Here is a 24,783-nt window from a genome sequence, read left to right as displayed (position 1 = left end):
TTGACATGCGAGATTACGGGCTGGGCACCAGCAATACCGGTGACCAGAGCGTCTTCCAGGATGAGGATGGCACAGGTTATCTGATCTATTCCTATGGCCGTGGCCGTGGCAGAGTCTGGGCGGCCAGAATAGGGGCCAAGGGGGGTAAGGTGGATTTGCTTCAACCTACCAAGCTCTACCAGGGCTTCGGGCGTGAAGGCAATGCGCTTTTCAAGTATGCTGGCCGGTATTATCTGGCTGGTTCCGATCTATTCGGGTGGGATGCATCCCGAATTCATTTTCAGGTAGCAGATCATCTGTTTGGTCCCTATCAGCCCCTCAATCAGACGGTGATCATGGATGGCAGCCGAGCGGATTTCGGCCACATCACTCAGACCGGTTTTTACTACACCTTGCACGGCAGCCGAGCAGAGACCGTCATTCACTGCGGCGATCGATGGGCTGACTTTGCGGGTAATGGGCTTGGATACAACCAGTGGAATCCGCTGAGTTTTGATGATTCCGGCACGCCTCGCTTCAATTCCATGAGTCGGTGGAAGCTGGATGCCGATACCGGCCTTTGGTCGGTTGACGATGCCAATGACTATGTGCTCAACGGTTCCTTCGAAGCGGACAGGGTTTCGGTGGGTGAACAGGGGTATCGGGACAAGGACGGCAACGTGATTGCCGATATCGCCGGATGGCGGCGGGTCAATCCAGATGCCGTGAACAATGTAGCCGATGCTTATGGGCGAGTGGGCGACTATGATCTGCGATTCGCTCCTGGACGATCCCGGAGCGCCTCCATTGTCCAGGATTTGGATGAACCAGGTCATGTTCCCCTGCACGCCGGCCGTTTCCTTTTGAAACTCTCCTATGCGAACCCCAAAGGCATGGATCAGGCCAGGATAGCGATTGAATCCGGCGGGCAGACCTCGGAGATTAACCTGGCTGCCTCTACCGGCACAGACTGGAAGCAAGCCTCCTTGCTGGTCGATCTGCCCGGCGGGCAGACCAAGATCACTATTGATGCCTCCGGCAGTTCAGGCCAGACCCTGCATGTTGATGATGTGTCCCTGACAGGTGTGCCTGAAAAGGGAAATGAGACCAATGATGTGGCCGATCATGACGGAAATGGTACGCCGGCAGGCTCTGGAGGGTCCGCGTCCGGTTCTGTAGAGCCAGACAAATCCCTGCCTGTCCGTCCTGTCGCTGGCAGCGGCGGTCTATCCTCCACTCTGGCTGCAACAAGCAGCGCTATCGGCCGCGCTCCAACTCTCGTAGCGAGCTGCCTGGCGGCGGGCATTCTGTTCATGGTCGTGGCCGTCTACGGTCGGCGACGTCTCATTGAGCGGAATTGACAATCCAAGGCTATGGATTATACTGAGAAACACGTTGGTACACAGTTGTACCAACGATTGGAAGGAGCAGGGCGTCAAAACCTTATCAAGGACGTGGTTTTTACAAACATCGAAAGGTTCATCATGAATTCTGCAAGGAAAATCCTGACCATGGGCGTCACCATGGTCGCCTTGGCCTCGTTCGCTGCCTGTGGAAGCAGCGGGTCTGGATCAACATCGAAGCCAGCGGACACCAGCAAGGCCTCTGGGCGCATAGTCTTTTGGGGCTGGGGCAATGGTATCAAGGAGACCATTGCTGCTTTTGAAAAGGCCAACCCCGGCATCACTGTGAAGTACAACAACACGGGCACTGCCGGTGACACCCAAGTGGCCTTGTCCAACGCAGTCGCTGCAGGCAAGGGCATCCCCGATGTCAGCATGCTGGAGGATCCTACCGTCCAGCAGTTCGCGATTGAAGACAACCTGGAAGACCTGTCAGGGTATGGGGCGGATAAGTTTGCTGATGACTTCGCTCCGGGACCCTGGAACAAAGTCCAGTATGACGGCAAGCCCTATGCTCTGCCCATTGATGCCGGTCCCGAGGTTTTCTTCTACAACAAGGCGGTCTTCGACAAGGCTGGTATTCCCGAGCCCCCAAAGACCTGGGATGAGTACTATCAGGACGCCAAGAAGATCCGAGCTGTGGGCTCCTACATCACCAACAATGCCGGTGACAAGGGTGCCTATCAGCCATTCACCGCACAGGCTTGGCAGGCTGGGGCCCACCCATGGAAGGTCGATGGTGACAAGATCACCATCAACATGACCAAGGATGCCGGCATGAAGCGGTATATCGACTTTCAGCAGAAGCTGATCGACGAAGACCTGCTCGATACCAAGACCGCCAACTGGTCCGATGACTGGAACAGGGCGCTCAACGATGGATCGGTGGCCTCGCTGACCATCGGTGCCTGGATGCCCACCAATTTGGAGTCCGGTGCACCCGACCAGAAGGGCAACTGGAGGGTCGCGCCTCTGCCTCAGTGGAAAGAGGGAGACAGCGTGTCCGCAGAGGACGGCGGTTCGGCTCTTGTTGTGCCCAAGAAAGCCAAGAACAAGGCGGCCGCCTGGAAGTTCGCAGAATACCTGACGCACGGCAAGGGAGCTCAGGTCATGGCCGACCAGGGCACCTTCCCCTCGCTGAAACGCATCCTGAGCTCGACTGAATTCACCAGCAAGAAGAACGAGTACTTCGGAGGTCAGGAAGTCAACAAGGTTCTGACCGAGGCAGCCAACCTCAAGGTCTCCAAGTTCCAGTATCTGCCCTACAACCCCTTCGCCCAGTCGACCTATGGAGATTCCATCGGCAAGGCCTACATGAAGCAGACCACACTGGAGAAGGCTTTTGAGGACTATCAGCAGAAGCTGGTGGATCACGGCAACCAGCAGGGGTATCAGGTCAATAAGTGAGTGATTATGGAGGCGGCTGACCATGGCCGTCTCCGGGCAGCGACAGGAAAGAAGGAGAGGCATCATGAGTGAAGTCGAAGGTTCGACTGTGCGGGTTCCGGCCCCCGCGCGGGCTCAAGGCCCTGGCGGAACCAGCGAGAGTCGCACTGGGGAGCGGCCTCACAGGCCCGACTGGCGTGGATGGAAGTTCATGGGACCCTTTGTCCTGGTCTTCGTATTCGTTTTCGTCCTGCCGGTGCTCTATGCCATCTACCTGAGTCTGTATGAGAAGCGCATGATCGGAGGGAACGTCTTTGTGGGTCTGGCCAATTACGCCAGGCTGATCAAGGACGGGCAGTTCTGGTCATCAGTTGGCCGTGTGGCGCTCTTCACTGTGGTTCAGGTGCCGATCATGCTCCTTCTGGCGGCATTGATGGCGCTGGCCCTGGACTCGCTCAAGCTGCACGGCACGCGCTTCTTCAGAATCACCACCTTCTTGCCCTATGCGGTGCCTGCTGTGGTGGCGGCTCTGATGTGGGGGTTCATCTACGGCACCAAGTACGGAATGGTGGGTTCCTTGAATCAATGGCTGGGCACGCATATCGATGTTCTGCAGCCCAGCGTGCTTCTGGCCGCCATCGGCAACATCAATACCTGGGAGTTCACGGGCTACAACATGCTGATTTTCTATTCCTCGCTGTCGACTGTGCCGCACTCGCTCTATGAGGCAGCGGCCATCGACGGGGCCTCGGAGTGGCAGATCGTGCGCAGCATCAAGGTTCCTGAACTCAAGAGCTCCCTGGTCATCACGGTCATCTTCAGCATCATCGGCAGTTTCCAGCTCTTCAATGAGCCCTCGGTCCTGCAGACCATGGTTCCAGGAAATGCGATCACCACCTATTACACCCCCAATATGTATGCCTACAACCTGAGCTTCATGGGCGGTCAGAGCAATTACGCGGCGGCCTTGGCCATCGTCATGGCCATCATTACCATGGTCGCTGCCTACGCCGTCCAGCTCAGGGGAATGAAGGAGCAGATGCAATGAGCACGGTTGATTCGAGGACTACCGACGGGGCCAAGGCTGAGCGTATGCGTGCTCGACGCGTCGCACGTGATGAGCGCGCGGAACGTCGAAGGGCAGCTCGAACGGGATTCTCCAATCCGGACAATCCGCGGCGCAGCTGGCTGTTGACCCTGGTTGCGGGAATCTTCGCGCTCTATTGCCTGTTTCCCCTGATCTGGCTGGTCATCAATGCCACAAAGACCCAGTCGGACTTCATTGGCACCTTCGGCTTGGCCTTTGGGCACAAGTTCGCCCTCTGGGACAACCTGCGCGAAGTGTTCACCTATGAGGGCGGGATCTTCGGGCGCTGGCTGCTCAACACCCTGCTTTACGTGGTTGTGGGAGCCGGTGGCGCCACCTTGCTGGCAGTACTGGGTGGATATGCCCTGGCCAAGTTCCGCTTTCCTGGCCGTCGCCTGGTCTTCGCAGTAGTCATCGGAGCCATCAGCGTGCCGGGTATCGCTCTGGCTGTGCCTCAGTTCCTGCTCTTCGCCAAGATCGGACTGACCGATACGCCTTGGGCCATGATCATCCCCAGTCTGATCTCGCCCTTCGGCCTGTACCTGATGTGGATCTTTTCCGACCAGGCAGTGCCTACTGAGCTGCTGGAGGCAGCCCGAGTTGACGGGGCTGGGGAGTTCCGTACTTTCTGGCAGGTCAGCCTGCCTCTGCTGGCCCCCGGCATCGTAACCACGGCGCTTTTCACTATTGTGGCCACTTGGAACAATTACTTCCTGCCCTTGATCATGCTCAAGGATTCCAATTGGTATCCGCTGACAATCGGGCTCAACAATTGGAAGGATCAGGCATCGACAGCTGGTGCCCATGCCATTCAGAACCTGGTGGTGACGGGCAGCCTGGTCACCATCATTCCCATCATCGTCGCCTTCCTGCTGCTGCAGAAATACTGGCAATCCGGCTTGGCTGCTGGTGCTGTCAAGGAATAGCAGAAACACGCAGACGGGATTAGGCATGAGCAAAACGGACCATCATGACCGTCGGCAGCCCCAGCCATATAGACCTTACCGATGGCCGAAGGAGCCCAACGGTCATTCGGGAGGAATCTGGTTCGGCGGGGATTACAACCCGGACCAATGGCCAGAGCAGGTATGGACCGAAGATGTTGCGCTGATGAAACGGGCCGGCGTCACCATGGTGACACTGGGCATTTTCTCGTGGGCACGTCTGGAGCCCAGTGACGGAGTCTGGGATTTCGGATGGCTGGATCGGGTGGTGACCTTGCTAGGAGAAGCCGGTATCGCCGTAGACATGGCTTCGGCTACGGCTACGGCCCCATACTGGCTTTACCAGGCACATCCTGAGGTGTTGCCCGTGGAGGCGGATGGAACCCTGGTCCATCCGGGGGCTCGACAATCCTGGAGGCCCACCTCGCCTGTTTTTCGACGCTATGCCCTTCGCCTTTGCAGGGTCATGGGAGAGCACTTCCGCGACAATCCGACTGTGGTTGCCTGGCATGTAGGCAATGAATATGGATGGAACAACGCTGCTGACTACTCGCAGGATGCTTTGAAGGCCTTCCAAGGCTGGTGTCGCCGGCGCTATGGCAGCATCGAGGAGCTGAACCGGGCCTGGGGCAACGATTTCTGGTCCCAGCGTCTGCAGAACTTCGATCAGGTTCCCCTGCCTGAACATGCTGGCGTGCGTGATGCCTTCATCAATCCGGCGCTGCGTCTGGATTTCCGTAGATTCTGCTCAGATGCGCTGATGGATTTTTTCTGTGCAGAACGTGATCAGCTGCAGGAGCTCACCCCTGATAAACCGCTGACTACCAACTTCATGGTCTCGACAGACCAATGCGTCCTTGATTATGAGCGTTGGTCCCGCCAGGTCGATTTCGTGGCAAACGACCACTATTTCGCCCATGGACCTGGACACCTGGATGAGCTGCTCTGCTCGGATTCACTGGTGGATGCCTATGCCCAAGGTCATCCTTGGTGCCTGATGGAGCATTCCACATCAGCCGTCAACTGGCGCAATTTCAACGCCTCCAAGCGTCAAGGCGAACTGATCCGGGACGCTCTGGCCCACGTAGCTATGGGGGCGGATGCGATCAACTTCTTCCAATGGCGGCAGTCCGCCTTCGGTGCGGAGGCCTTCCACTCGGCCATGATCCCCCACGCAGGGCCGGATTCGGCGATTTATGCACAGGTTGCCGATTTGGGAGGCATTTTGCGCGGACTTTCCCGGAGCGGACTGGCCGGGACTCAATTGGAACCCTCGCCCATTGCCCTGCTTTTTGATGCCGACTGCCAGTGGTCTATGGCTGATTCGACTCTGCCCGATTGTTCTGTAGATCATTGGCAGCAGGTTTATACCTGGTATCAGGCTCTGCTTGATGCCGGATACAGGGCGGACGTAATGCCACTGAGAGGGCAATGGGAGCGCTATGACGTGGTGGTGTTGCCGGCCCTGATTCTGCTGGATCAGGAGCAAGCCGGCCGTCTGCGCGATTATGTGAGCAGGGGTGGCCGGCTGGTGGTGGACTTCGCCAGTGGCATTATGGACGACCATATGCATGTTGGCTTGGGCGGATATCCTGCGGTTTTGCGTGATTTGACAGGTATCGCTTCCCAGGAGATGATCGCCTTGGGCACGAGTGACCAAGGCGGTGGATCCATCCTGGTATCAGAGGGCATTGAGGGCAATATATGGGTCAACGAGCCCTTGAGCATAGAGGATTCGGTAAGGGTGCTGGCTCGTTACCAAGGACGTCGTTCCTTTGATCTCGACATGGCTGGGAAGCCTGCGGTGACCATCCATGGTTACGGTCAGGGCAGCGTTCTCTATCTGGGGACGGGCTTCACCAAGGAATCGCTGGTCTCGGTGATCAATCGGATTGTTCCTCCTGATTTCCTCACTGGCGCAGCAGGGGCAGGGTTGCACAACGGACGTGACGGCGACCCGCGGTTGGTGCACCTGATCAGATCCGGGCCACAGGGCCGTTATCATTTCTATTTCAACCGGGGGTCGACAGTTGTCAGAGATGTGTCCACCATGGGTGAGGCTTTAGTGGTTCAACGAGCAGCCCGGTGCAGTGGGGGTGGTTTATCCGGCAATCGGTACACTATAGGAGTGCATGGTGTGGTGGTCACCCGTCAGTAGATGTGATCGCCATAGTGCCTTGGAGGTTGTCGCATTCTAGGGGGTGTCTATGGCTACGGGTGAAGGTCGTCCAGGTAAACGGATCACCCTGCGCGAGGTGGCCAGCAAGGCGGGTGTCTCGCTGAAGACCGCATCCAACGTGATCAACGGCAATGGCCGTATGTCCAATGCGACCCGTGCGCGAGTGCAGCAGGTGATCGACGAATCGGGATACAAGGTCAATGCTGCGGCCCGTAATTTGCATCGGAACAAAACCGGTATCATTACGCTGGCTGTGCCTTCGCTGACACCTCCCTATCTGGCCGAATTGGCTAATAGGGTCATCGACAGCGCTCGCCTGCGGGACTATGCAGTGTATGTCAGCACATATGCCGAGGGGTCTGCCAAGGGAGCGCATGAGATTCTGGCCTCCTTTAACAGCACTATCAGCGACGGCATAATCCTGTCCATGTCGGAGCTTGAGCGGTTCGCCGTGGAGGATCTGGATGTGCGCTACCCCCTGGTTTGCGTAGGCGCGCGGACTACCCATGGGGTGGCGGATCATGTCATGGTCGATGATGCCGAGGCAGCTCGGATGGCCGCAGAGTATCTATTTGATCGGTCGGTGCGTTCGCTGGCGGTCATCGGTCTGCATGCGCCGCTTGACCAGAATCAATTGGAGGCTGCAATCGAAGGCAATGCCGAGTTAAGGATGAAAGGCGTGCTTAAGGCGGTTCACGCAAGAGGACTGCAACTGGATGACCGGCTTCTGGGTGTAACCGGTTATGACTGGACCTTGGGCAGCGGGTACCTGACCATGCAACGGATATTAGAGGCGGGCGTGCCCTTCGATGGGGTGGTCGCTCTCAATGATCAGCTGGCTATCGGCGCACTGTCAGCACTGACTGCTTACGGCAGAGCCGTACCTGACCAGGTCCAGATCATCGGGTTCGACAACATCGAGGAGTCAGCTTATCTGCAGACTCCGCTTACTACCATGGATTCCTGCTTGGGGTGGATCTCACGAACCTGCGTCGACCGCGTCCTGGGACGTATCGGAGGCAGAGCTACGGCACCCCAGGATCTTGTTGTCGGATCGCAAGTCATAGCCCGCAAAACCACCCGGTGATCAGTCCTGGGTTTTGGAGTCGGCGGTGGAGGCGGTGATGGCAGGGGCGTCGGTGTGGATGATGTGCATGTGGCGCAGGAGCATACGGGTCATCTGGCGTCCGGAGCCGGCGCCGTTTCCGCGAACGCCGAAGTAGACCAGCAGGACCATGCCCAGGCAGATGAGTGCCGAGATGCGCAGGGCCCACTGCACGCCGAAGATGTTGGCTGCGATCTGCGTGGAGTGACCGCCGCCCATGGCGTTGTGGCGCAGGGTGGTGATGGTCTCCATGAGGATGACCAGGATGGGTGCGCCGACAGCGCCGGCGATCTGCCGGGCTGTGTTGGTGACGGCCGAACCAGCTGAAACGTCCTTGGGAGCCAGGTTGTTCAGGGACCAGGTGGTCAAGGGCATCAGGGTGAAGCCCATGCCGATCTGGCGGATGAACTGGCAGATGGAGACCAGGCCGATCCAGGTATCGGCGCCGATCAGGCTCATGGCGATGGTGCCCAGCAGCAGGACCGAGCAGCCCGTCATAGCCACGGGACGTGCGCCCCAGCGGTCCAGCAGCCGGCCGCCGAAGAACTGGGCGATGGCGGTGCCGATAGCTCCTGGAAGCATGACCAGACCGCTCATGGTGGCCGAGAAGCCGCGGTCAGTCTGGATGTACATGGGCAGGATGACGGTGACCGAGCTGAAGGCGAAGAAGGACATGGAGGCGATGATGGTGCCCACAGTGAAGTTCTTGATCCGCAGCACATGCAGGTCCAGCAGGGGCTTGTCGTGATGGAGCTGGCGCAGAACGAACCAGACGATCCCGATCAGGCCGACCAGCATGAAGGGCCAGGTCATGAAGGAGGTGATGGGGAAGTTCTCGATGTTGGTGAAGCCGAACATAAGGCCGCCGAATCCGAAGATGGACAGGGCCACCGAGAAGAAGTCCGCCTTGACGCTGGTGTCGCGCTGGCCGAAGTTGCGCAGGCCGAAGATGGACAGGAGCAGCGCCACGGCCCCGCAGATGCTCAGTGTCAGGAAGATGGAACGCCAGCCGTTGGCGTCGGTCTGCCAGCCGCCCAGGGTTGGGCCGATGGCCGGGGCTACGCTCATTGCCAGGCCTACAGTGCCCATGGCCATGCCGCGCTTGGACAACGGATAGATGGAGAAGACGGTGATCTGCAGAACGGGCCACATGGTTCCCGTGCCTATGGCCTCCAGGATGCGGCCCAGCAGGACCAGAGCGAAGGTCTGCGACTGCCAGCTCAACAGGGATCCCAGGGTGAAGACGGCCATGGAGGTGATGACGATCTGCCTGGTGGAGAAGCGTTTGGTCAGAAAGCCGGTCAACGGCACCATGACGCCCATGACCAGCTGGAATACCGAGGTCAGCCACTGGCCGGTGGTCAGGGTGATGTGGAACTCATCCACAATGGTGGGCAGGGCGGAGGCCAGCTGCAGCTGGGTGAAGTTGCCCAGGAAGGTGATGACGGTCAGGATGGCCAGCGACAGGAAGGCCTCATGGGTGAGCTTTCCGTTGACGAAGGCTCCATCCTTGCTGAGGGTCCGCCCTTGCTTGGCGAGCTCCTGCTTCCTCATGCAACCACCACTTCCTTTGGGTTCGGTTTTCACTGCGCATACCGCTCCCTGCGGTGCCGTCCTAGAAAGCAAATCAGGGCATACCGATACCGGTGACACTAAGAAAAGAACAAGAGAGCTAAGCGTCTGACAATGACCTTATAATATACCCAGTTGTGGATTGTGATGGGGTTTTCCCACATGGCTGACGCGGATGTGGCGACCTTGTCCGGCAGTCAGCGTTTCCAGTATGCTGTGTGAAGCGAGCTTCGGTAATGTGAATACGTGAGGATCCAACACGGACTGATGAGGACGGACGTTTGAAATGCAACGGCGGTCAAGGTAGGTAGCATGCACGTACATGGTCGTGGTCGTGGTAGATTCCCGGCCCTCCTCATGTCCCTGGCAATGATGATTCCCCTGGCGGCCTGCGGTGACAATGTCCCTGCCGTAAGCAGCGGAACAGGCAATACTGCAGATCAAGCACTCTTCCAGGGCGAATTCGCCGGATCTGGCGCATCCTCACAGCAGAGCGCCGACGAGGCCTGGATAGCCGGTTTCCGCAAGCAGCATCCTGGGGCGCGCATCTCCTATGATCCGGCAGGTTCAGGTGCTGGAGTCACGGCTTTCCTGTCAGGCTCGACCATCTGGGCCGGTTCCGATGCACCGCTGACAACAGAGCAGCTTGAGCGCTCGCGTCAGATCTGCGGTTCCGGCACGGCCATCGACCTGCCCGTTTACGCCACTCCGATCGCCGTGGCCTACAATCTTCCTGACCTGTGGCCCAAGGGCTCAGGCGGCCATCTGCGGATGGACCCGGCTCTGATCGCCATGATCTTCTCCGGAAAGGTCACCAACTGGCGGGATCCACGCATCGCAGCCCTCAATCCGCGAGCCAATCTGCCTGACTTGGACATCACCGTGATCCATCGTTCGGACAAGTCCGGCACTACGAAAAGCTTCCTGTCCTATCTGCACGACACAGCCGGGTCTGCCTGGCCTTATCCAGCGGGCGAGAATTGGCCCAACGACTTGGGGCAGGGCGCCAAGGGCACTGCCGGAGTGGTCATGACCATGAACCAGGCAGAGGGCACCTTCGGCTATGCGGACGCAGCCCAGACCACCGGGCTGGGCACTGTGGCCGTCCAGGTGGGGAAGACCTGGCAGCCGCCTACAGCGAAGACCACAGCCAACCTGCTTGATCTGGCCCAGCGGGATCCCCAGGCCAGCCAGCCCGGACGGGTGGTCCTGGCTGTGGACCATCGCACCAGCCGGGAGCATACCTATCCCATCGTCCTGGTCTCTTACGATGTGGTCTGCACCGCCTATCGACATGATCCGGACGGATCCAAGGCTCGGTTCGCCAAGGCCTGGCTGACCTATCTGCTGAGCGAGCAGGGTCAGCGCATGGCAGCGGCCAATGCGGGCAGCGCCGAGCTGGGGCAGGGGCTGCGCAGTCAGGCCATGGCCTCGGTGGAGACCATCGGAGGGAAGGCATGAGCGAGAAACCGGAGGAGACCGCAACCCTGCACCAGGCCAGACGGGTGGACCGGATCTTCAAGGCCTGCGCCACAGGGGCGGGAATTCTGATCCTGCTGGCCCTGGCTGCGGTCACCCTCTTTCTGATTCTGCGGGCCTTTCCGGCCTTCACCGGGGACCCGGATTCCCGCACCCAGGCCATCCTCTCCCTGAGCGGGGGGCGGGCGAGCAGTTTCCTGGGCTATGTGGGCCCCCTGGTCTTCGGCACCATTTTGATTGCTGGTCTGGCACTGCTCTTGGCCTTCCCTGTCTCCCTGGGCATCGCCCTCTTCATCGGCTACTACGCTCCCGCCCGCTTGTCCACGTTGCTGAGCACGGTAATCGACCTGCTGGCCGCCGTGCCTTCGGTGATTTACGGGCTCTGGGGGGCTCTGGTCCTGGTTCCCAACATCACCGGCTTCTGGCGTTGGCTGTCCGTTCATTTGGGATGGATTCCGCTGTTTTCCGGCCCCGTTGCAGCCCCGGCCCGGTCCGTGGCCACCGTAGCCCTGGTGCTGGCGGTCATGATTCTGCCCATCATCACCTCGGTCACCCGCGACATCCTGATCCAGGCCCCTCGACTCCAGCAGGAGGCCGCCTTGGCTCTGGGCGCCACCAAGTGGGAGATGATCCGGCTCGCGGTCCTGCCCTTCGGTCGTTCGGGGATCATTTCTGCTTCCATGCTGGGGCTGGGCCGCGCCCTGGGCGAGACCATGGCGGTGCTGATGATCCTCTCGCCGGGCCTCAGCTACTCCCTTCGGCTGCTGCAGGCTTCGAAAAGCCAGACCATCGCCGCCAACATAGCCGCCCAGTTCCCGGAGGCGGACTCCCAGGGCGTGGCCCTCCTGGTGGCCACCGGTCTGGTCCTCTTCATCATCACCTTCATCGTCAACTATCTGGCGCGCAGGATCACAGCAAAGGCGGGTGCATGATGGCAAGCCGAACTGATCGCGGTCCAGTTATCGATTTTGACCGCTTCAGGCCAACCAGGTCCTTCATCCGGGCGCGCAAGCGCAAGGACCGGCTGATGACCGTCCTGATCGGGCTCTCTTTCCTGGTGGCCCTGATTCCGCTGGTTTCGGTGCTCTGGGTCAGCCTGTCCAAGGGGGTGCGACGGCTGACACCGGACTTCCTCACTCACAACATGAGCGGTGTGGTAGGGGGCAACCCCACGCCGACCGGAGGCTATGGCGGCATCCTGCACGCGGTAATCGGGACCCTGGAGATCACCTTTGGCTCCATGGTCATATCCATTCCAGTGGGCGTCATGTGCGCGGTCTACCTGGTCGAGTACGCCCACGGAGGTCGCCTGGCCAAGGCCATCAGTCTCATGGTGGACGTGATGAGCGGAATCCCCTCCATCGTGGCCGGCCTCTTTGCCTTCTCCATGTTCGCCATGGTGGTCGGACCAGGTACCGTCAACGGACTTGCCGGCTCGGTGGCCCTCTCGCTGCTTATGCTGCCCACGGTGGTCAAGACCTCTGAGGATATGCTGGCTGTGGTGCCCAACGACCTGCGCGAGGCCGCTTATGCCCTGGGGGTGACCAAGCAGCGTACCATCACCAGCATTGTTCTGCGCACGGCCCTGCCTGGCATCGTCTCGGGCACCATCCTGGCTGTGGCACGGGTCATCGGTGAGACGGCGCCCTTGCTGATAGCTTCGGGCTTCATCGCCACCACCAACCCCAACCTCTTCTCCGGGAGGATGACCACCCTGCCGGTCTTCGTATACAACGAGTATTCCCAGGGGCTGGCCGTCTGCGGGCCAGGTGCCGACCCGGGATGCCTGACCGACATCCACATGCAGCGGGCTTGGGCTGCGGCCCTGGTGCTGATCCTTATCGTCCTGCTGCTCAACCTGCTGGGGCGGCTGGTCTCGCGCATCTTTGCTGTTGGGCGGACCCGTTGAGCGCCGCCATGAGAGAAACGGAGGCCGGAATATGGGCCAACGCATAGACATCAGCCATCTGAACGTCTACTACGGCGACTTCCTGGCCGTTGAGGACGTGAACATGCGCATCCAGGCCAACAAGGTCACCGCCTTCATCGGTCCCTCCGGCTGTGGCAAGTCCACGGTTCTGCGCACCCTGGACCGCATGCACGAGATCACTCCGGGGGCGCATGTGAGCGGGCAGGTGCTGCTGGAGGGTCGCGACCTCTATGGACCGGATGTGGACCCGGTCGAGGTGCGGCGGGATGTGGGCATGGTCTTCCAGAGGGCCAACCCCTTCCCGACCATGTCCATCCGGGAGAACGTCCTGGCTGGTATCCGGCTCAACAAGAAGCACATCGCCAAGTCGGACGCCGACGACCTGGTGGAGTGGGCCCTGCGTGGGGCCAACCTTTGGAATGAGGTCAAGGATCGTCTGGACAAGCCGGGCATCGGGCTCTCGGGCGGTCAGCAGCAACGGCTCTGCATCGCCCGTGCCGTGGCCGTGCACCCCCAGGTCCTGCTCATGGACGAACCCTGCTCGGCCCTGGACCCCATCTCCACCCTGGCTGTGGAGGATCTGATCAACGAGCTCAAGCGGGACTACACCATCGTCATCGTCACCCATAACATGCAGCAGGCCGCCAGGGTCTCGGACTATACAGCCTTCTTCAATCTCAAGGCCGTGGGTCAGCCCGGCCATCTGGTGGAGATGGACGACACCACCACCATCTTCTCCAACCCGCACGAGCCGGACACCGAGCGCTACATCTCCGGTCGCTTCGGCTGAGACAGAACCGGTCTGCGCCTCCGCCCGTCAGGTATCATGGTTCCGGCATCCACGGAAGGAGCGAGGGCATGGGAGTACTGCTGGAACCGGCCACCCTCTTGGGCATCATCCTGGTGGGCTACCTGTTCAAGCGTTTTGGGCTCTTTCGTCCGCTGGACTACCGGGTGCTGCAGACCGTGGTATTCGACCTGGTCCTGCCCGGGGCCATCATCTACTCCTTCGCTACCAACCCTCATGATCCCAGCCTGCTTCTGGTCTCGGCCTTCGCCTTCGTGGCCGCGCTGATTCCGCCCTTGGCCATCTTCCTGACCAGCAGGCATCGGCCTACGGCTCAGCGGGCTTTTCTTATGCTCAACGGATCGGGTTTCAATATCGGGTGCTTCTGCTTTCCCATGCTTCAGTCGCTGCTTGGCACAGCGGCTCTGGTGCCCGCCGCCATGTTCGACATCGGCAACTCGGTCATGGTCTCTGCAGGAACCAACGTCATGACCCAGGGGCTCCTGCATATTCGACCGGGCCAGTCCCTGGATCCCGATGCGGGGGAGCCGGTCAAGCTGGATGATCCGGATGCTCGCAAACTCCATCGCAAGGCCGCGGCCATCTCCATATTCAAAGGCTTCTTGAGCTCGCCCTCCTTCGACACTTACCTGGTTATGGTGGGCTTTACGCTGGCCGGAATCTCGCTGCCAGACTGGTCAGCCCAGATCACCCGTCCATTATCGGCGGCCAACGCCTTCTGCTCCATGCTTATGGTGGGCATGCTCATGGACTTGCCTGGCGGACGGGATGATGTCAAGTCCGTATTGCAGATCCTGGCCTGGCGACTGCCCTTCGGCATCCTGTTCGCAACGGCCGCATGGTATCTGCTGCCCTTCGAACCCTTGATTCGTCAGGCGGTGGCCCTGTGCTGCCTGGCTCCGACGGCGGTTTTCGCCACCATGTTCACCGACAAGGTCTTGGGCAACGCCCGTCTGGCCGGATTCACCCTGGCCCTGACTGCGGTGATCGGCGCGGTGCTCATGGTTTTGGCGCATCTGCTGATGGGCGCCATCTGAAGATTCAGCCCTTCTTCTTGTCCTTCTTGTCGTCTGTGCCCTGGCCGCGGCGCTCCTGCTCCTGGCGCAGGGTGCGGCCCTCACGGGTGCGCTGCTTGTTGACCGTGGCTGCTGCAATCCGCTCGGCAGCACGTTCATCCTGTCCGCGATCGACTTCGCTGTCGTGTACATGCTGATACTGCTTCTGATCGTCCGGATCCCAATGATTGTTCCTGGCCATATACCCCTCCTCGAAAGCGCCGTGCCCTTTAACGCATCCCATGTAGGACGTCTTCAGGGCCGTGCCGGTATGCCGATTATAGGTGGGCGGACAGCTCTGCGGCGGTATTGGAACTCGGGCTATACGCCAAAATGCGTGCGTTTTTCATCCTCTAAGCCCTTATCGGGGTAGGGCTAGAAGCGTCCAGTAGATGCCTGCTCTCCTTAGAAAGCATGAAGACACCGAATTGCCTGGCCTGGGCTACCAGCACAGGTCGCACCCAGTGGCGGTGCTAGCGGTGCGAGGCCCCGATTCCCATGACTAAAAATCTGCTCGAATCATTAACTCACGACTGCGCGCCTTGCCCAGGAACCACAATGGGCTGGGCCCGGAACACGAAATCAGAGCCATCTGCCAGCGGGGTCATCAACACGCCGCCGACCCCCAGAGAGATGCCCGGCCGGCCGCCTACGCTTGCAGCGATCAGAATCTCGAATGGTTGAACGACCTCGCTTGGCAACACAGCCAACAAGATTTACACCAGGCCACCGCTATCGACTGGCACGAACTGCACACTCCATCAGATACCTCAGCAGCACCGACTAATTTGTAAACATTTTGGCATATGACCCAAAAATACGACGCCCCTATATCTTACGATACAGGGGCGAAGAACTTATTGCTTTTATAAATTATCATAGACTTATGGAAGATGCAACTCACTCGATTATGGATCTGGCGATATCAGAGAAGCGCTTGGAACCCTATAAGAAAGAGGCCCGGAAACACCCGGGAGTGGAAGCCGCTGACTTATACCGTTGGAATACCTTATTCTCCGGAGTGGCAGTCACGCAGATCTCCTTTGTCGAGATGAGTGTGCGCAATGCGATGGACAAGGAGCTGATACTTTGGGCTCGTGCTAATGGATATGACGACTGGCTTGGGAAAACGCCGCAGCCCGAATGGTTCGAAGGTCATGAGACTGCCCCTCTGAGCCAGGCGCCACCTCTTATTGAGGAACTACTGGGCGCAGACCAAATGGGGAAGCTGTGGTACTCATGCCGCAGGGTATACCGGATATGGGAAAAGAATTCTAATCACCACAAGCATGGCCAATACCCGAACAGGCATGATGCATTCTCGCATTTGATGTTCGGAGGTTGGCAACGGTTACTTGGACCTACGGATTTCAAGAGCAAAGACCCAACAGTCCTCAAGAGGGCGGCGGCTGCACGGCAGCTCTGGAAAGAGGCTTTGTATAAGGCCTTTCCGGAGATGACCCATAGCAAGGTCAATGATCAGCAACGGGTGAAACTCCTGCTTGATATCGACAGAATTCGCCGCCTAGGCAACAGGGTCTCCCATGGCGAGAACGTTTTAAGTATTCAAACGGACCTGTACCTGGATAAGATGCTCGCAGTCCTGTCGGCCATCGACCTCTACATTAGCGACTGGGTCATGGACCAAACAGGCCGCACTTATCGGACAGTGGCCAAACTCAAATATTACCCGGAGCTGCTGCAGTCCTACCAGCAAAACGATCCGCTCCCCTCTAGCCAGGAAATCGTGGCCTACAAGCTGACCTCCAGTGGTTCCTACAGCGGGGAAGAGATCATTGAAGCCCAACTGAAGAACTCACAGAGTCATGGAGGACGCACCTTTATGACCGTCGGGAAACCACCGCTAGAAAAGAACAGATCCCGCCTCAGGGAAATCCTCCTGGTTGATGCTGGAGGCAAGAAAGCGGCCGTAGGTGAAATCGTCGCCTACGGCTATGGGAACGACGTACAGCGGCCGAAAGGATACGATCCTCCGGAATACAGGAAGCGGTATCAAAAGAGAAAGGCTTGGTTCGCTGTGAGGAATCTATACGAAGTCGACTGCCAAGGCGGACGGATCATCGGTTACCAAACCAAAGACGGCCAGAAGGTGCCCGGCTGTTTCACAGGGCAGGTAACAATGAGATATGTCTGTCACGACTAAGAGTCCTAACACTCCTATTCCCAAATCAGACTAACCTCATAGCCTCATATGTTTCCTGCATGGCTTAATGGAACTATAAGAACGCTGCAGGCGCTTTCCCAGAAGGCTCCATAAGTCATCACCCCTTATCTCAGGTTTTTAACCAACACTAGGATTTCGGCCTTCCAGACCAAACACAACGAAGCCCCCATGCTTCCTCATCCACGGCAACCCCTATTAATTTCCAGTCTCAGATCATACAAGCTGCTGATAGGTACCGAGATTCCGTTCAGAACGTGAAAGAATCCGTAGACTTCAACACCACGGATTCAACTGGAGCAAAGTGCTGTGAATTGTAGGGTCATACCTTGAAGCATGGCGATAAGGCGCACTCTGCTTAGGCGGTAGCCTTTCGCATATTGCACGATTAGTCCGGGCCATACTGGGTATGGCTTGTGGTCATATATTAAAGGAGTCTGTGAATCACAGATCAGGATACGAGTTAGAACTTCCTGGTTTCGTTGGAAGGATCCGAAGCCGATTTAGATCAAATCATGTACCCGGCAACACGGTCCTTCATCAGCAGCATCATTTCACGAGCCAAGCTGCAACAGTCTGGACAGGCATCGCACAAACTCTGTATTTCATGGAAACAAGGTTGCGCACCATTGAAAACAGAGATGAAAGCTAGAACACTTCTGCCGGGGAAGCTTTTGACATCCCCAGTAGCTTTCTGATTTCATTAGCACAACACCTAGGCACCGCCAGTGACTGGACCGAGTCCCACATATCAGTCAAATACTCTGAAATCGCATACTATCGGGCACAAATCTTGGCGTATAACTCTAGAGCTCAATAGGGTGGGGGACTTGTAACAGAAAAAGCCGAGAGCTCGTGATATTCTTTCCTTGTCTCATCGCCAAATAAGACAATAAGGAATCGAATATGCATAAGCTATTTCGGCTTTCGGATAATAATACCACAGTCTCTACGGAAGTGGTAGCAGGCATCACTACTTTCTTCGCCATGGCCTACATCATCGTGGTGAATCCCTCAGTGCTCTCCACGGCAGGCATGCCTTGGGGCGCTGTCTTTCTCGCCACTCTGATCGCTGCCATCATCGGCACCCTGATCATGGGGCTGGTGGCCAATGTGCCCTACGGCGTGGCGCCAGGAGTCGGGTTGGATGCCTTCTTCACCTTCACCGTGGTCAAGGGGCTGGGCTTCACCTGGCAGCAGACCATGTGCATGGTCTTCCTGTGCGGCCTGATCAACATCCTGGTCACGGCCACCAAGCTGCGCAAGATGATCATCCAGGCTATTCCGCCCCTGCTCCAGCACGCCATCGGTGGCGGCATCGGCGTCTTCATCGCCTATGTGGGTCTGCTCAATGTGGGCATCATCAAGTTCACCCCTGACAAGACCTCGGCGGCCGGCGCCAACCCTGGGCTGACCACCTTCAACACCCCCGGGGTCATCCTCTTCGTCATCGGCTTGTTGCTGACCGTCTTCCTGCTGATCTTTAAATTCAAGGGGCACCTGGCCTTCATCAACAAGGGCGCCTTTGTCATCGCCATCATCGCGGTCACCCTCCTGGGCATTCCCATGGGGGTAACCAGCATGGCCAAGTCGGTCGATCTGGGTCAGGCCTGGTCACAGCTGCCGCAGACCTTCCTGGCCATTTTCAGTCAGGATGGATTCCCTGCACTCTTCTCCGACCCGGCCAAGCTGCCAGTGGTTCTGGTGACTATCTTCGCCTTCTCCCTGTCGGACACTTTCGACACCATCGGCACCTTTGTGGGCACCGGTCGGCGCTCAGGCATCTTCTCAGCCGAGGACGAGCAGGCTCTGGAAAACGGCCGCGGCTTCAGCTCCAAGATGGATAAGGCCCTGTTCGCCGATGCCACGGCGACCTCCATTGGCGCCCTCTTCGGCACCTCCAACACCACCACCTACGTGGAGTCCGCAGCGGGCATCGCAGCTGGTGGCCGGACCGGCCTGACCTCGGTGGTCATCGCCGCCTGCTTCGCGCTCAGCGCCGTCTTCGCTCCCTTGATCTCGGCTGTGCCTTCGGCGGCCACTGCGCCCGTCCTGGTCATTGTGGGCTGCATGATGATGAGCTCCTTCGCCGAGATTGAGTGGGGCGAGCTGTCTGAGGCCATTCCGGCCTTCTTCACGGCCATCTTCATGGGCTTTGCCTACTCCATCTCCTATGGTGTGGCCGCCGGCTTCATCACCTACTGCCTGACCATGGTCTGCAAGCGCAAGGGCAAGGAGGTCCACCCCATCATCTGGACGGTCTCGGCCCTCTTCATCCTGGACTTTGTGCTCCAGGCTGTCCTCTGAGCCAGTTTTAGAATTACGAGCTCTCCACAAGCAGCATTCTTCAGAACCATTGTTCAGCAGTGCGGTTCGTCGTCATGCTGTTGTCAGGTTGACCTGACTGTTTGAGGGTGCGCAGAGAGCAAATCAGGCACAGAGACCGCAGCAGGGCCCCGACACCTTTTAGTGGCGGGGCCCTGCTCGTTCGTGCATGTCAGTGCTTGTGCCGAGCGGCTGCTTTTCCGCCTTGTGCGCTTTGTGCTTCAAGGCGTTGCCGGTTGGCGGCCAGGCCAGCGACTGCGGCCAGCAAGCCGGTTAGGATGGTCACTAGGATGCCTGCCTCTCCGGTCAGGGGAAGGATGCCATAGTGGATGAAACGGAAGGCATTGGTCTCATCGTTGGGTTGTGGAGCCCCATTGAGCGTCCAAGCGATGCTGACAGTCGTGTCGCCGGCCTGGTGGTTCGGCGTCAGCACAGTCCAGGCGCCGTCCTTCTGCCCCGTGGAGCTTAGGCTGGTTCCTGAGGTGCCTCCGAATTGTACTGCGGACGGGGTGCCGAGTCTGAAGGGGAAGAGCACGTTGACAGGAGAATAAGTTGTTTGTGTCGCGTTGTTTCCCAGCCTTCCTTGGCTGTTGTTTCCCCACCCCAATGTGCTGCCGTTGGAGGCGATGGCCAGGGTGTGGCCAGTGCCGGCGCTGACCTTGACGAAGTGGTCAATGCCTGATGGATTGCTCATCCTGGTTGGTTTGTTTAGGCTGCCTGTGCCTCCAGTCCCCAACATGCCTGTTGAGTTTTGACCCCAGCCCCAGATGCTTCCATTCTGGTCCAGAGCCAGCGAATTGCCGCTAACTCTGCTGCCTGTCAACTGCGTGAACGTGCTGACGTTTGCAGGCATGGCTACCAGAGATGGGGCAGTCCTTGTGGTGGTGTCGCCCAGGCCGAGCTCTCCATTGCTGTTCCCGCCCCAGGTCCATAGACGTCCCAGATCATCAAGGGCGGAGGAGTGGCCGTTGCCGGCAATGATCTGAACAGGCTTGAAGCCGCCTGTCGGGTTGGTGCTCGGCTTGGCTTGGACAGGTGTGAAGGTGTAGCCATTAAGCGCCACATCGCTAGTATTGCCCAGGTCACCGTTCTGGTTCGATCCCCAGCCCCAGGCACGGCCCTGGGTGTCGGTCGCCAAAGAATGTGAGCCTCCCGCACTGACCTGTGCATAGTGGAATCCCGTCGTCTCACCTTGCGGGGTTGCGACCTGGACTGGTCTGGTGGTGATTCCTGTCATCGCCACAGTGCCAGAGGAAACACCCAGTTTACCGAATTCATTGGACCCCCAACCCCAGGCTCTGCCCTGCCCGTCTACGGCGAGGACATGAGTGATTCCTGCACTGATGCCGGTGAGGCTGAAGCTTGTTGCCGTCATCCCGCTTGGGGCTTGCACGCGAATCGGGCTTGAGCTGTATGCAGATGAGCCATTGGTAGCAATGGTATTGTTGCCCAGCTGTCCGGAGCTGTTAAGACCCCATGCCCAGACGTGGCCCTGGTCATCCAAGGCCAATGAGAAGGCTTTTCCTGCACTGACCTGTTTGAATCGGTTCACGCCTGTCGGCTTGGGAATCTGAACCGGGGTCAAGCGGTCCGTTGTGGTCCCATCGCCAAGCTGTCCATATTTATTGGCACCCCAGGAATAGACGTTCCCATCCGATCCGAGAGCCAATGAATGATCATCGCCGGCACTGACCTGGCTGAACCTAATGCCTCGCGCTGCAGGTGGAACCAGGGTCACCTTGGTCTGACCACTGTCGGGACCCTGCTTGGGAGAGGTGTTCCATTGCCCGCTGCCTGCCGTCCAGTGGGCTGTCAGTTTCGTGGAACCCTTGACGGGGGAAGAAAAGTCGTAGGCCGCATCGCCGTTGAACCAGCCATCAAATAGGAAGCCGGGACGGGTCGGGTCTTGATCCGGTCTGGAAGCCATTTGGTCTTCGATGACAGACTGACTGGTGGGCTGGCTGCCGTCGGCCTTGTCGAAAGTGACGACATAGGTGGGCGGGTCATAAATGTAATCCAGGATGTCATCGGGTTGCGGACCATAGAGATTCCAGGTGATGGCCGCATCCACTCGCCCCTTCCTATGAGCTGGTGTCACCACCTGCCAGTTTGTACCTGCTTTTTTGAGATTGCTGCCCAGTGTTTGGTCGAATTTGACCGCAGTAAGCTCCGGTGTAAGCGGGAATGCCGCCAGACCCGGTGTCAGCCTCTTGGCTTTGCTGTTGTCGTAACCTGTGGGAATGGTCGGATCACCTAGTTGGCCCCCGCAGTTCCATCCCCAGGTATACAGGTTTCCGTCTGACCCCAGGGCTAAGGATTGCTCCCAGCCAGCGTAGAGCTGAACCCAGCTGGTTTCCTCCCCGGCCACTGATGGTTTCGGCTTTTGCACAGGCCGGGGTCTGATGACGGTGCTGGTCTCGCCGGTGGGGACGTCCGGAAAGCCCAGCTCGCCGTACCGGTTGACGCCCCAAATATAAAGATTGCCATCTGAACCGATGCCCATGCTGTGGTAGTCCCTGCCCATGACCTGCTTCCAGGTGAATCCTGCAGGTGTCCCAGCTGGGCGAGGTATAAGCGTAGGTACATGCCTGTCTGTGGTGGTGCCGTCTCCCAGGCGCCCGCTGTCATTCCATCCCCAACCGTAAAGATCCCCATTCGTAGTGATGGCGAAACTGTAGTCGGCTCCTACGCTGAATTGCGAGAAGGTGACCCCATTGGGCTGAAGGACTTGGGTGGGCGTCAAACGATCTGTTGTGGTGCCGTCTCCTAGGCGCCCATAACTGTTCCATCCCCAGGCATACAGTTTTCCGTCGGATCCCATGGCCAAGCAGCTGTATCGTCCCGTGGTCGCCCGGGTAAGAGTGATTCCCGCCGGCTTGCTGACGGGGACGGGTTTAGTGCTATATGCAGCTGGATTGTTAGGACCTCTCGGAACGCTGGTATTGCCGAGTTGCCCATATGAGTTCAGTCCCCATGCATAAAGATTGCCGTCTGATCCCAAGGCCACAGTATGGTCCCACCTGGTGTTTGCCTGCTTCCAGGTAAATCCAGGCGCGGCCCCATCCGGCTTTTTCACCGGAGCAGGTCTGTTGCGGTTTTCGGTAGTTCCATCACCCAGCTGTCCAGAAGCATTGAATCCCCAAGTGTAGAGGTTGCCATCCGAACCCATGGCAAGGGCTGAATGATCACCAGCGTCTACCTTCGTGAAAATGAATCCTGCTGGTACATTTGCTGGTTTGGCTACTTTTATTGGGGCTTGGTGATCGATGTTTGTGCCGTCGCCCTGTTGACCATAAGCATTTTTGCCCCAGGAATAGATGTTGCCGTCTGATCCTAAAGCCAGTGATTGGGTGGATCCTGACGTGATCTGTGAGAATTTGATCCCCCGTGTTGCTGGGGGAGTCACCGTCACGGTGGTGCCCCCTGATATAGCTCCATGTGCAGGTGCCAGGGACCAATGGTCATCGCCTGTTGTCCATTTTGCGGTCAGCTTCAGGTTGCTGGTGACGGGCTGGTTGAAGTCATAGGCTACCTGGCCAATGAACCAGCCGTCAAAGAGGTACCCGCGCCTGGTGGGATCGGTCGGCCGTTTCGCCTGTCCTTCCGAAGGGACGGTCTGAGTGTTAGGGGTCGTTGTGTCAGCTTGTGCCGTGTCAAAAGTGACCGAACATTGATTATTTAGACAGGGGCTTGTCGACCGGGTGGAAGAATCAGGGCTTGCTGAGCCTAGTGAAGTGGGGGATGGAAAGGCAGGAGAAGGTGTTGTTTGGATAGGGGATTCCAGCTTTTGAGTGACTGTTGGCGTTGGAGCATTAGGGGGAGCTTGGGTTGAGCTAGGTATATCTGGGGTCACCCCCTCGGCTTCATTTTCCATGCTTTGCGATGCTGTCGGGGATGCGGTTGCATCCGCCTGCGCTAGGTCAATCCCCGAGAGATTTCCCAATACCAACACTGAGGCGATAATGGCTGCAAGAGAAGCTACGCAGCATGCACGATTCCTATATGGCGATTGCATACAGTCCCCTTTGAAAGCAACGGCGCATGCAACGTGGCATCTGCATCCCCAGCTCAATCCCCATGGCCAGCGTGCATGACGTTTCAATCAAATTCAGCTTATATCATATGGCTCTGGAATACCAAGTTCTCGTTGATGCTCCTCTTTTGCCTTACGTTCGGATAGTCGGCAGGAAATTGGGATTGGTTGTTTCGTAGATACAAAAAGAACTTCCGGCAAGCCGAACCAGCCTGCCGGAAGTTCCTGATTGAGTTTTGTGAAAAGGGATCAGTACCAGTTGGATGACTGGGAATGAGACCATGCACCACAGGGAGTCCCATAGCGGCCCTGGATGTAGCCCAGTCCCCAGACGATCTGGGTGTGGGCGTCAGTCTGCCAGTTGGGGCCGGCCGAGGCCATCTTGCTGCCGGGCAATGCCTGGGGAATGCCATAGGCACCTGAGGGGTTTGCAGCATTGGTCCGCCAACCGGACTCCTTGTTCCACAGCTGTACCAAGCAGGTGAACTGGTCTTCGCCCCAGCCGCGGGAGGTGACCAGATCATGCGCGATGCTCTGGGCTTCGCCCACAGGGGTCGTGGTGGTAGTCGAACCGGACTGCGCAGGGGTGCCGCCGCCAGTGCCCACCAGGATCACCTTGTCCACGGGGACTGTCTTGACGAAGGATGCGAAGATGTTGCTGGTCAGGTGCTTGCTGCCGGCTGCGGTGACCAGGCTGGTGGTCTCCATGACGCCGTTCTGCCCCTCGGTCTTGACCTTGGTGGTGCCTGCCGGCAGGGAGTCGGTCTTCTCCTCGATGGTGTTGAAGGGGATGGGCGATTCGTCCGTCTTGACCTGGGCGTTGGCCCGGTCGATGCGGATGACGGTCTTCTCGCTGACCCGGCTGGTCAGCGAGGGGGTGATTTGGTCGCCCGGCTGCAAGGTGATGTCTCCGGCCTCCAAGACCGATTTGACATTGGTGAAGCCGTTGCCCAGCACCACCTTGTTCTTCCCGTTGATCTGCACATTCACATATGAGGTATCGGAGTTGGCGCCGCCCGCACCATTGCGGATGGCCTGCCTGGTGCTCCCACGGGATACCGTACCAAGGCCCTGGGTGGCTGAATACGATGCCACCCCTGCCTTGGCGGAACTCTCGTTGGATGTGTAAAAGTCGCGCGAGACGAAGCCCGCGCCAATAACCATGCCGAGAACGGTGACGCCGGCGGCTAGCCGCAGCCACTGACGCTTGGTCAGAGCCTTGACCGCACTCATCCGTCCTCTACGGTGGTTCGCCATTACTCTCCTCTATTGGACCGACAGATCCTCAGTGATCAGTCGACTGGTCAGTTCCTATC

The 24,783-nt window shown here is 58.5% G+C and carries 17 protein-coding genes; 13 read left to right on the top strand and 4 right to left on the bottom strand.

Translation table 11 applies throughout. From position 1 onward, the window contains the following. Positions 1-5: 5 nt before the first annotated feature. The 6 genes from QRX41_RS03755 (at position 6) to QRX41_RS03730 (ending at position 8,065) form a co-directional block, all read left to right on the top strand. Positions 6-1,340, top strand: a complete 1,335-nt coding sequence (locus QRX41_RS03755; RefSeq protein WP_313838806.1) for a glycoside hydrolase family protein — start codon at positions 6-8, stop codon at positions 1,338-1,340. Between the two features lie 123 nt (positions 1,341-1,463). Then, positions 1,464-2,789, top strand: coding sequence for an ABC transporter substrate-binding protein (locus tag QRX41_RS03750; RefSeq protein WP_313838805.1), 1,326 nt, complete (start codon positions 1,464-1,466; stop codon positions 2,787-2,789). A 64-nt stretch (positions 2,790-2,853) separates the two neighbouring features. Then, on the top strand, positions 2,854-3,816 hold the full coding sequence (locus QRX41_RS03745; protein WP_156147894.1) for a carbohydrate ABC transporter permease: 963 nt from the start codon (positions 2,854-2,856) through the stop codon (positions 3,814-3,816). Then, complete coding sequence (locus QRX41_RS03740; RefSeq protein WP_198189600.1) at positions 3,813-4,781, top strand: carbohydrate ABC transporter permease; 969 nt, start codon at positions 3,813-3,815, stop codon at positions 4,779-4,781. The genes QRX41_RS03745 and QRX41_RS03740 overlap by 4 nt, the downstream gene beginning before the upstream one ends. A gap of 25 nt (positions 4,782-4,806) precedes the next feature. Beyond that, on the top strand, positions 4,807-6,957 hold the full coding sequence (locus QRX41_RS03735; protein WP_313838801.1) for a beta-galactosidase: 2,151 nt from the start codon (positions 4,807-4,809) through the stop codon (positions 6,955-6,957). Between the two features lie 49 nt (positions 6,958-7,006). After that, positions 7,007-8,065 carry a LacI family DNA-binding transcriptional regulator gene (locus QRX41_RS03730; RefSeq protein WP_313838799.1) on the top strand — a complete coding sequence of 353 codons (1,059 nt, stop codon included), beginning with the start codon at positions 7,007-7,009 and terminating at the stop codon, positions 8,063-8,065. Here QRX41_RS03730 and QRX41_RS03725 read toward each other — a convergent pair whose 3' ends face one another. Beyond that, positions 8,066-9,637: an MDR family MFS transporter gene (locus QRX41_RS03725; protein ID WP_313838797.1), complete on the bottom strand. Its 1,572-nt coding sequence runs from the start codon at positions 9,635-9,637 to the stop codon at positions 8,066-8,068. It lies immediately after the preceding gene. Between the two features lie 330 nt (positions 9,638-9,967). On the opposite strand from QRX41_RS03725, the gene QRX41_RS03720 reads away from it, so the two are divergent. The 5 genes from QRX41_RS03720 (at position 9,968) to QRX41_RS03700 (ending at position 14,909) form a co-directional block, all read left to right on the top strand. Continuing rightward, on the top strand, positions 9,968-11,116 hold the full coding sequence (locus QRX41_RS03720; protein ID WP_313838795.1) for a phosphate ABC transporter substrate-binding protein PstS: 1,149 nt from the start codon (positions 9,968-9,970) through the stop codon (positions 11,114-11,116). Then, positions 11,113-12,066: a phosphate ABC transporter permease subunit PstC gene (gene pstC / locus QRX41_RS03715; protein WP_313838793.1), complete on the top strand. Its 954-nt coding sequence runs from the start codon at positions 11,113-11,115 to the stop codon at positions 12,064-12,066. The genes QRX41_RS03720 and pstC overlap by 4 nt, the downstream gene beginning before the upstream one ends. Further along, positions 12,063-13,043 (top strand): phosphate ABC transporter permease PstA, encoded by a 981-nt coding sequence (pstA, locus tag QRX41_RS03710; protein WP_313838792.1) that lies wholly within the window; start codon positions 12,063-12,065, stop codon positions 13,041-13,043. Before pstC ends, pstA begins: the two co-directional genes overlap by 4 nt. A gap of 31 nt (positions 13,044-13,074) precedes the next feature. Further along, on the top strand, positions 13,075-13,854 hold the full coding sequence (gene pstB / locus QRX41_RS03705) for a phosphate ABC transporter ATP-binding protein PstB (RefSeq protein ID WP_045923987.1): 780 nt from the start codon (positions 13,075-13,077) through the stop codon (positions 13,852-13,854). A 68-nt stretch (positions 13,855-13,922) separates the two neighbouring features. Next, positions 13,923-14,909, top strand: a complete 987-nt coding sequence (locus QRX41_RS03700; protein ID WP_045923988.1) for an AEC family transporter — start codon at positions 13,923-13,925, stop codon at positions 14,907-14,909. Between the two features lie 4 nt (positions 14,910-14,913). On the opposite strand, the gene QRX41_RS03695 is transcribed toward QRX41_RS03700, so the two are convergent. Beyond that, a complete protein-coding gene (locus QRX41_RS03695) occupies positions 14,914-15,129 on the bottom strand; it encodes a hypothetical protein (RefSeq protein ID WP_045923989.1) in 216 nt (71 codons plus the stop codon). 708 nt (positions 15,130-15,837) lie between these two features. Here QRX41_RS03695 and QRX41_RS03690 point away from each other — a divergent pair. Both QRX41_RS03690 and QRX41_RS03685 read left to right on the top strand, forming a co-directional pair. Continuing rightward, a complete protein-coding gene (locus tag QRX41_RS03690; protein WP_313838791.1) occupies positions 15,838-17,091 on the top strand; it encodes a hypothetical protein in 1,254 nt (417 codons plus the stop codon). A 924-nt stretch (positions 17,092-18,015) separates the two neighbouring features. Further along, positions 18,016-19,416: an NCS2 family permease gene (locus QRX41_RS03685; protein WP_313838790.1), complete on the top strand. Its 1,401-nt coding sequence runs from the start codon at positions 18,016-18,018 to the stop codon at positions 19,414-19,416. 190 nt (positions 19,417-19,606) lie between these two features. Here the strand turns inward: QRX41_RS03685 and QRX41_RS03680 are convergent, their stop codons facing one another. Then, positions 19,607-23,308 carry an RCC1 domain-containing protein gene (locus QRX41_RS03680; protein ID WP_449495101.1) on the bottom strand — a complete coding sequence of 1,234 codons (3,702 nt, stop codon included), beginning with the start codon at positions 23,306-23,308 and terminating at the stop codon, positions 19,607-19,609. 408 nt (positions 23,309-23,716) lie between these two features. Further along, positions 23,717-24,724 (bottom strand): aggregation-promoting factor C-terminal-like domain-containing protein, encoded by a 1,008-nt coding sequence (locus QRX41_RS03675; protein WP_045923992.1) that lies wholly within the window; start codon positions 24,722-24,724, stop codon positions 23,717-23,719. Positions 24,725-24,783: the final 59 nt, after the last annotated feature.

This window comes from Bifidobacterium kimbladii, from assembly GCF_032193675.1.
Classification (GTDB): domain Bacteria; phylum Actinomycetota; class Actinomycetes; order Actinomycetales; family Bifidobacteriaceae; genus Bombiscardovia; species Bombiscardovia kimbladii.
Note: the sequence above shows the minus strand (reverse complement) of the source record. Positions and strands in the feature narration are given on the sequence as shown.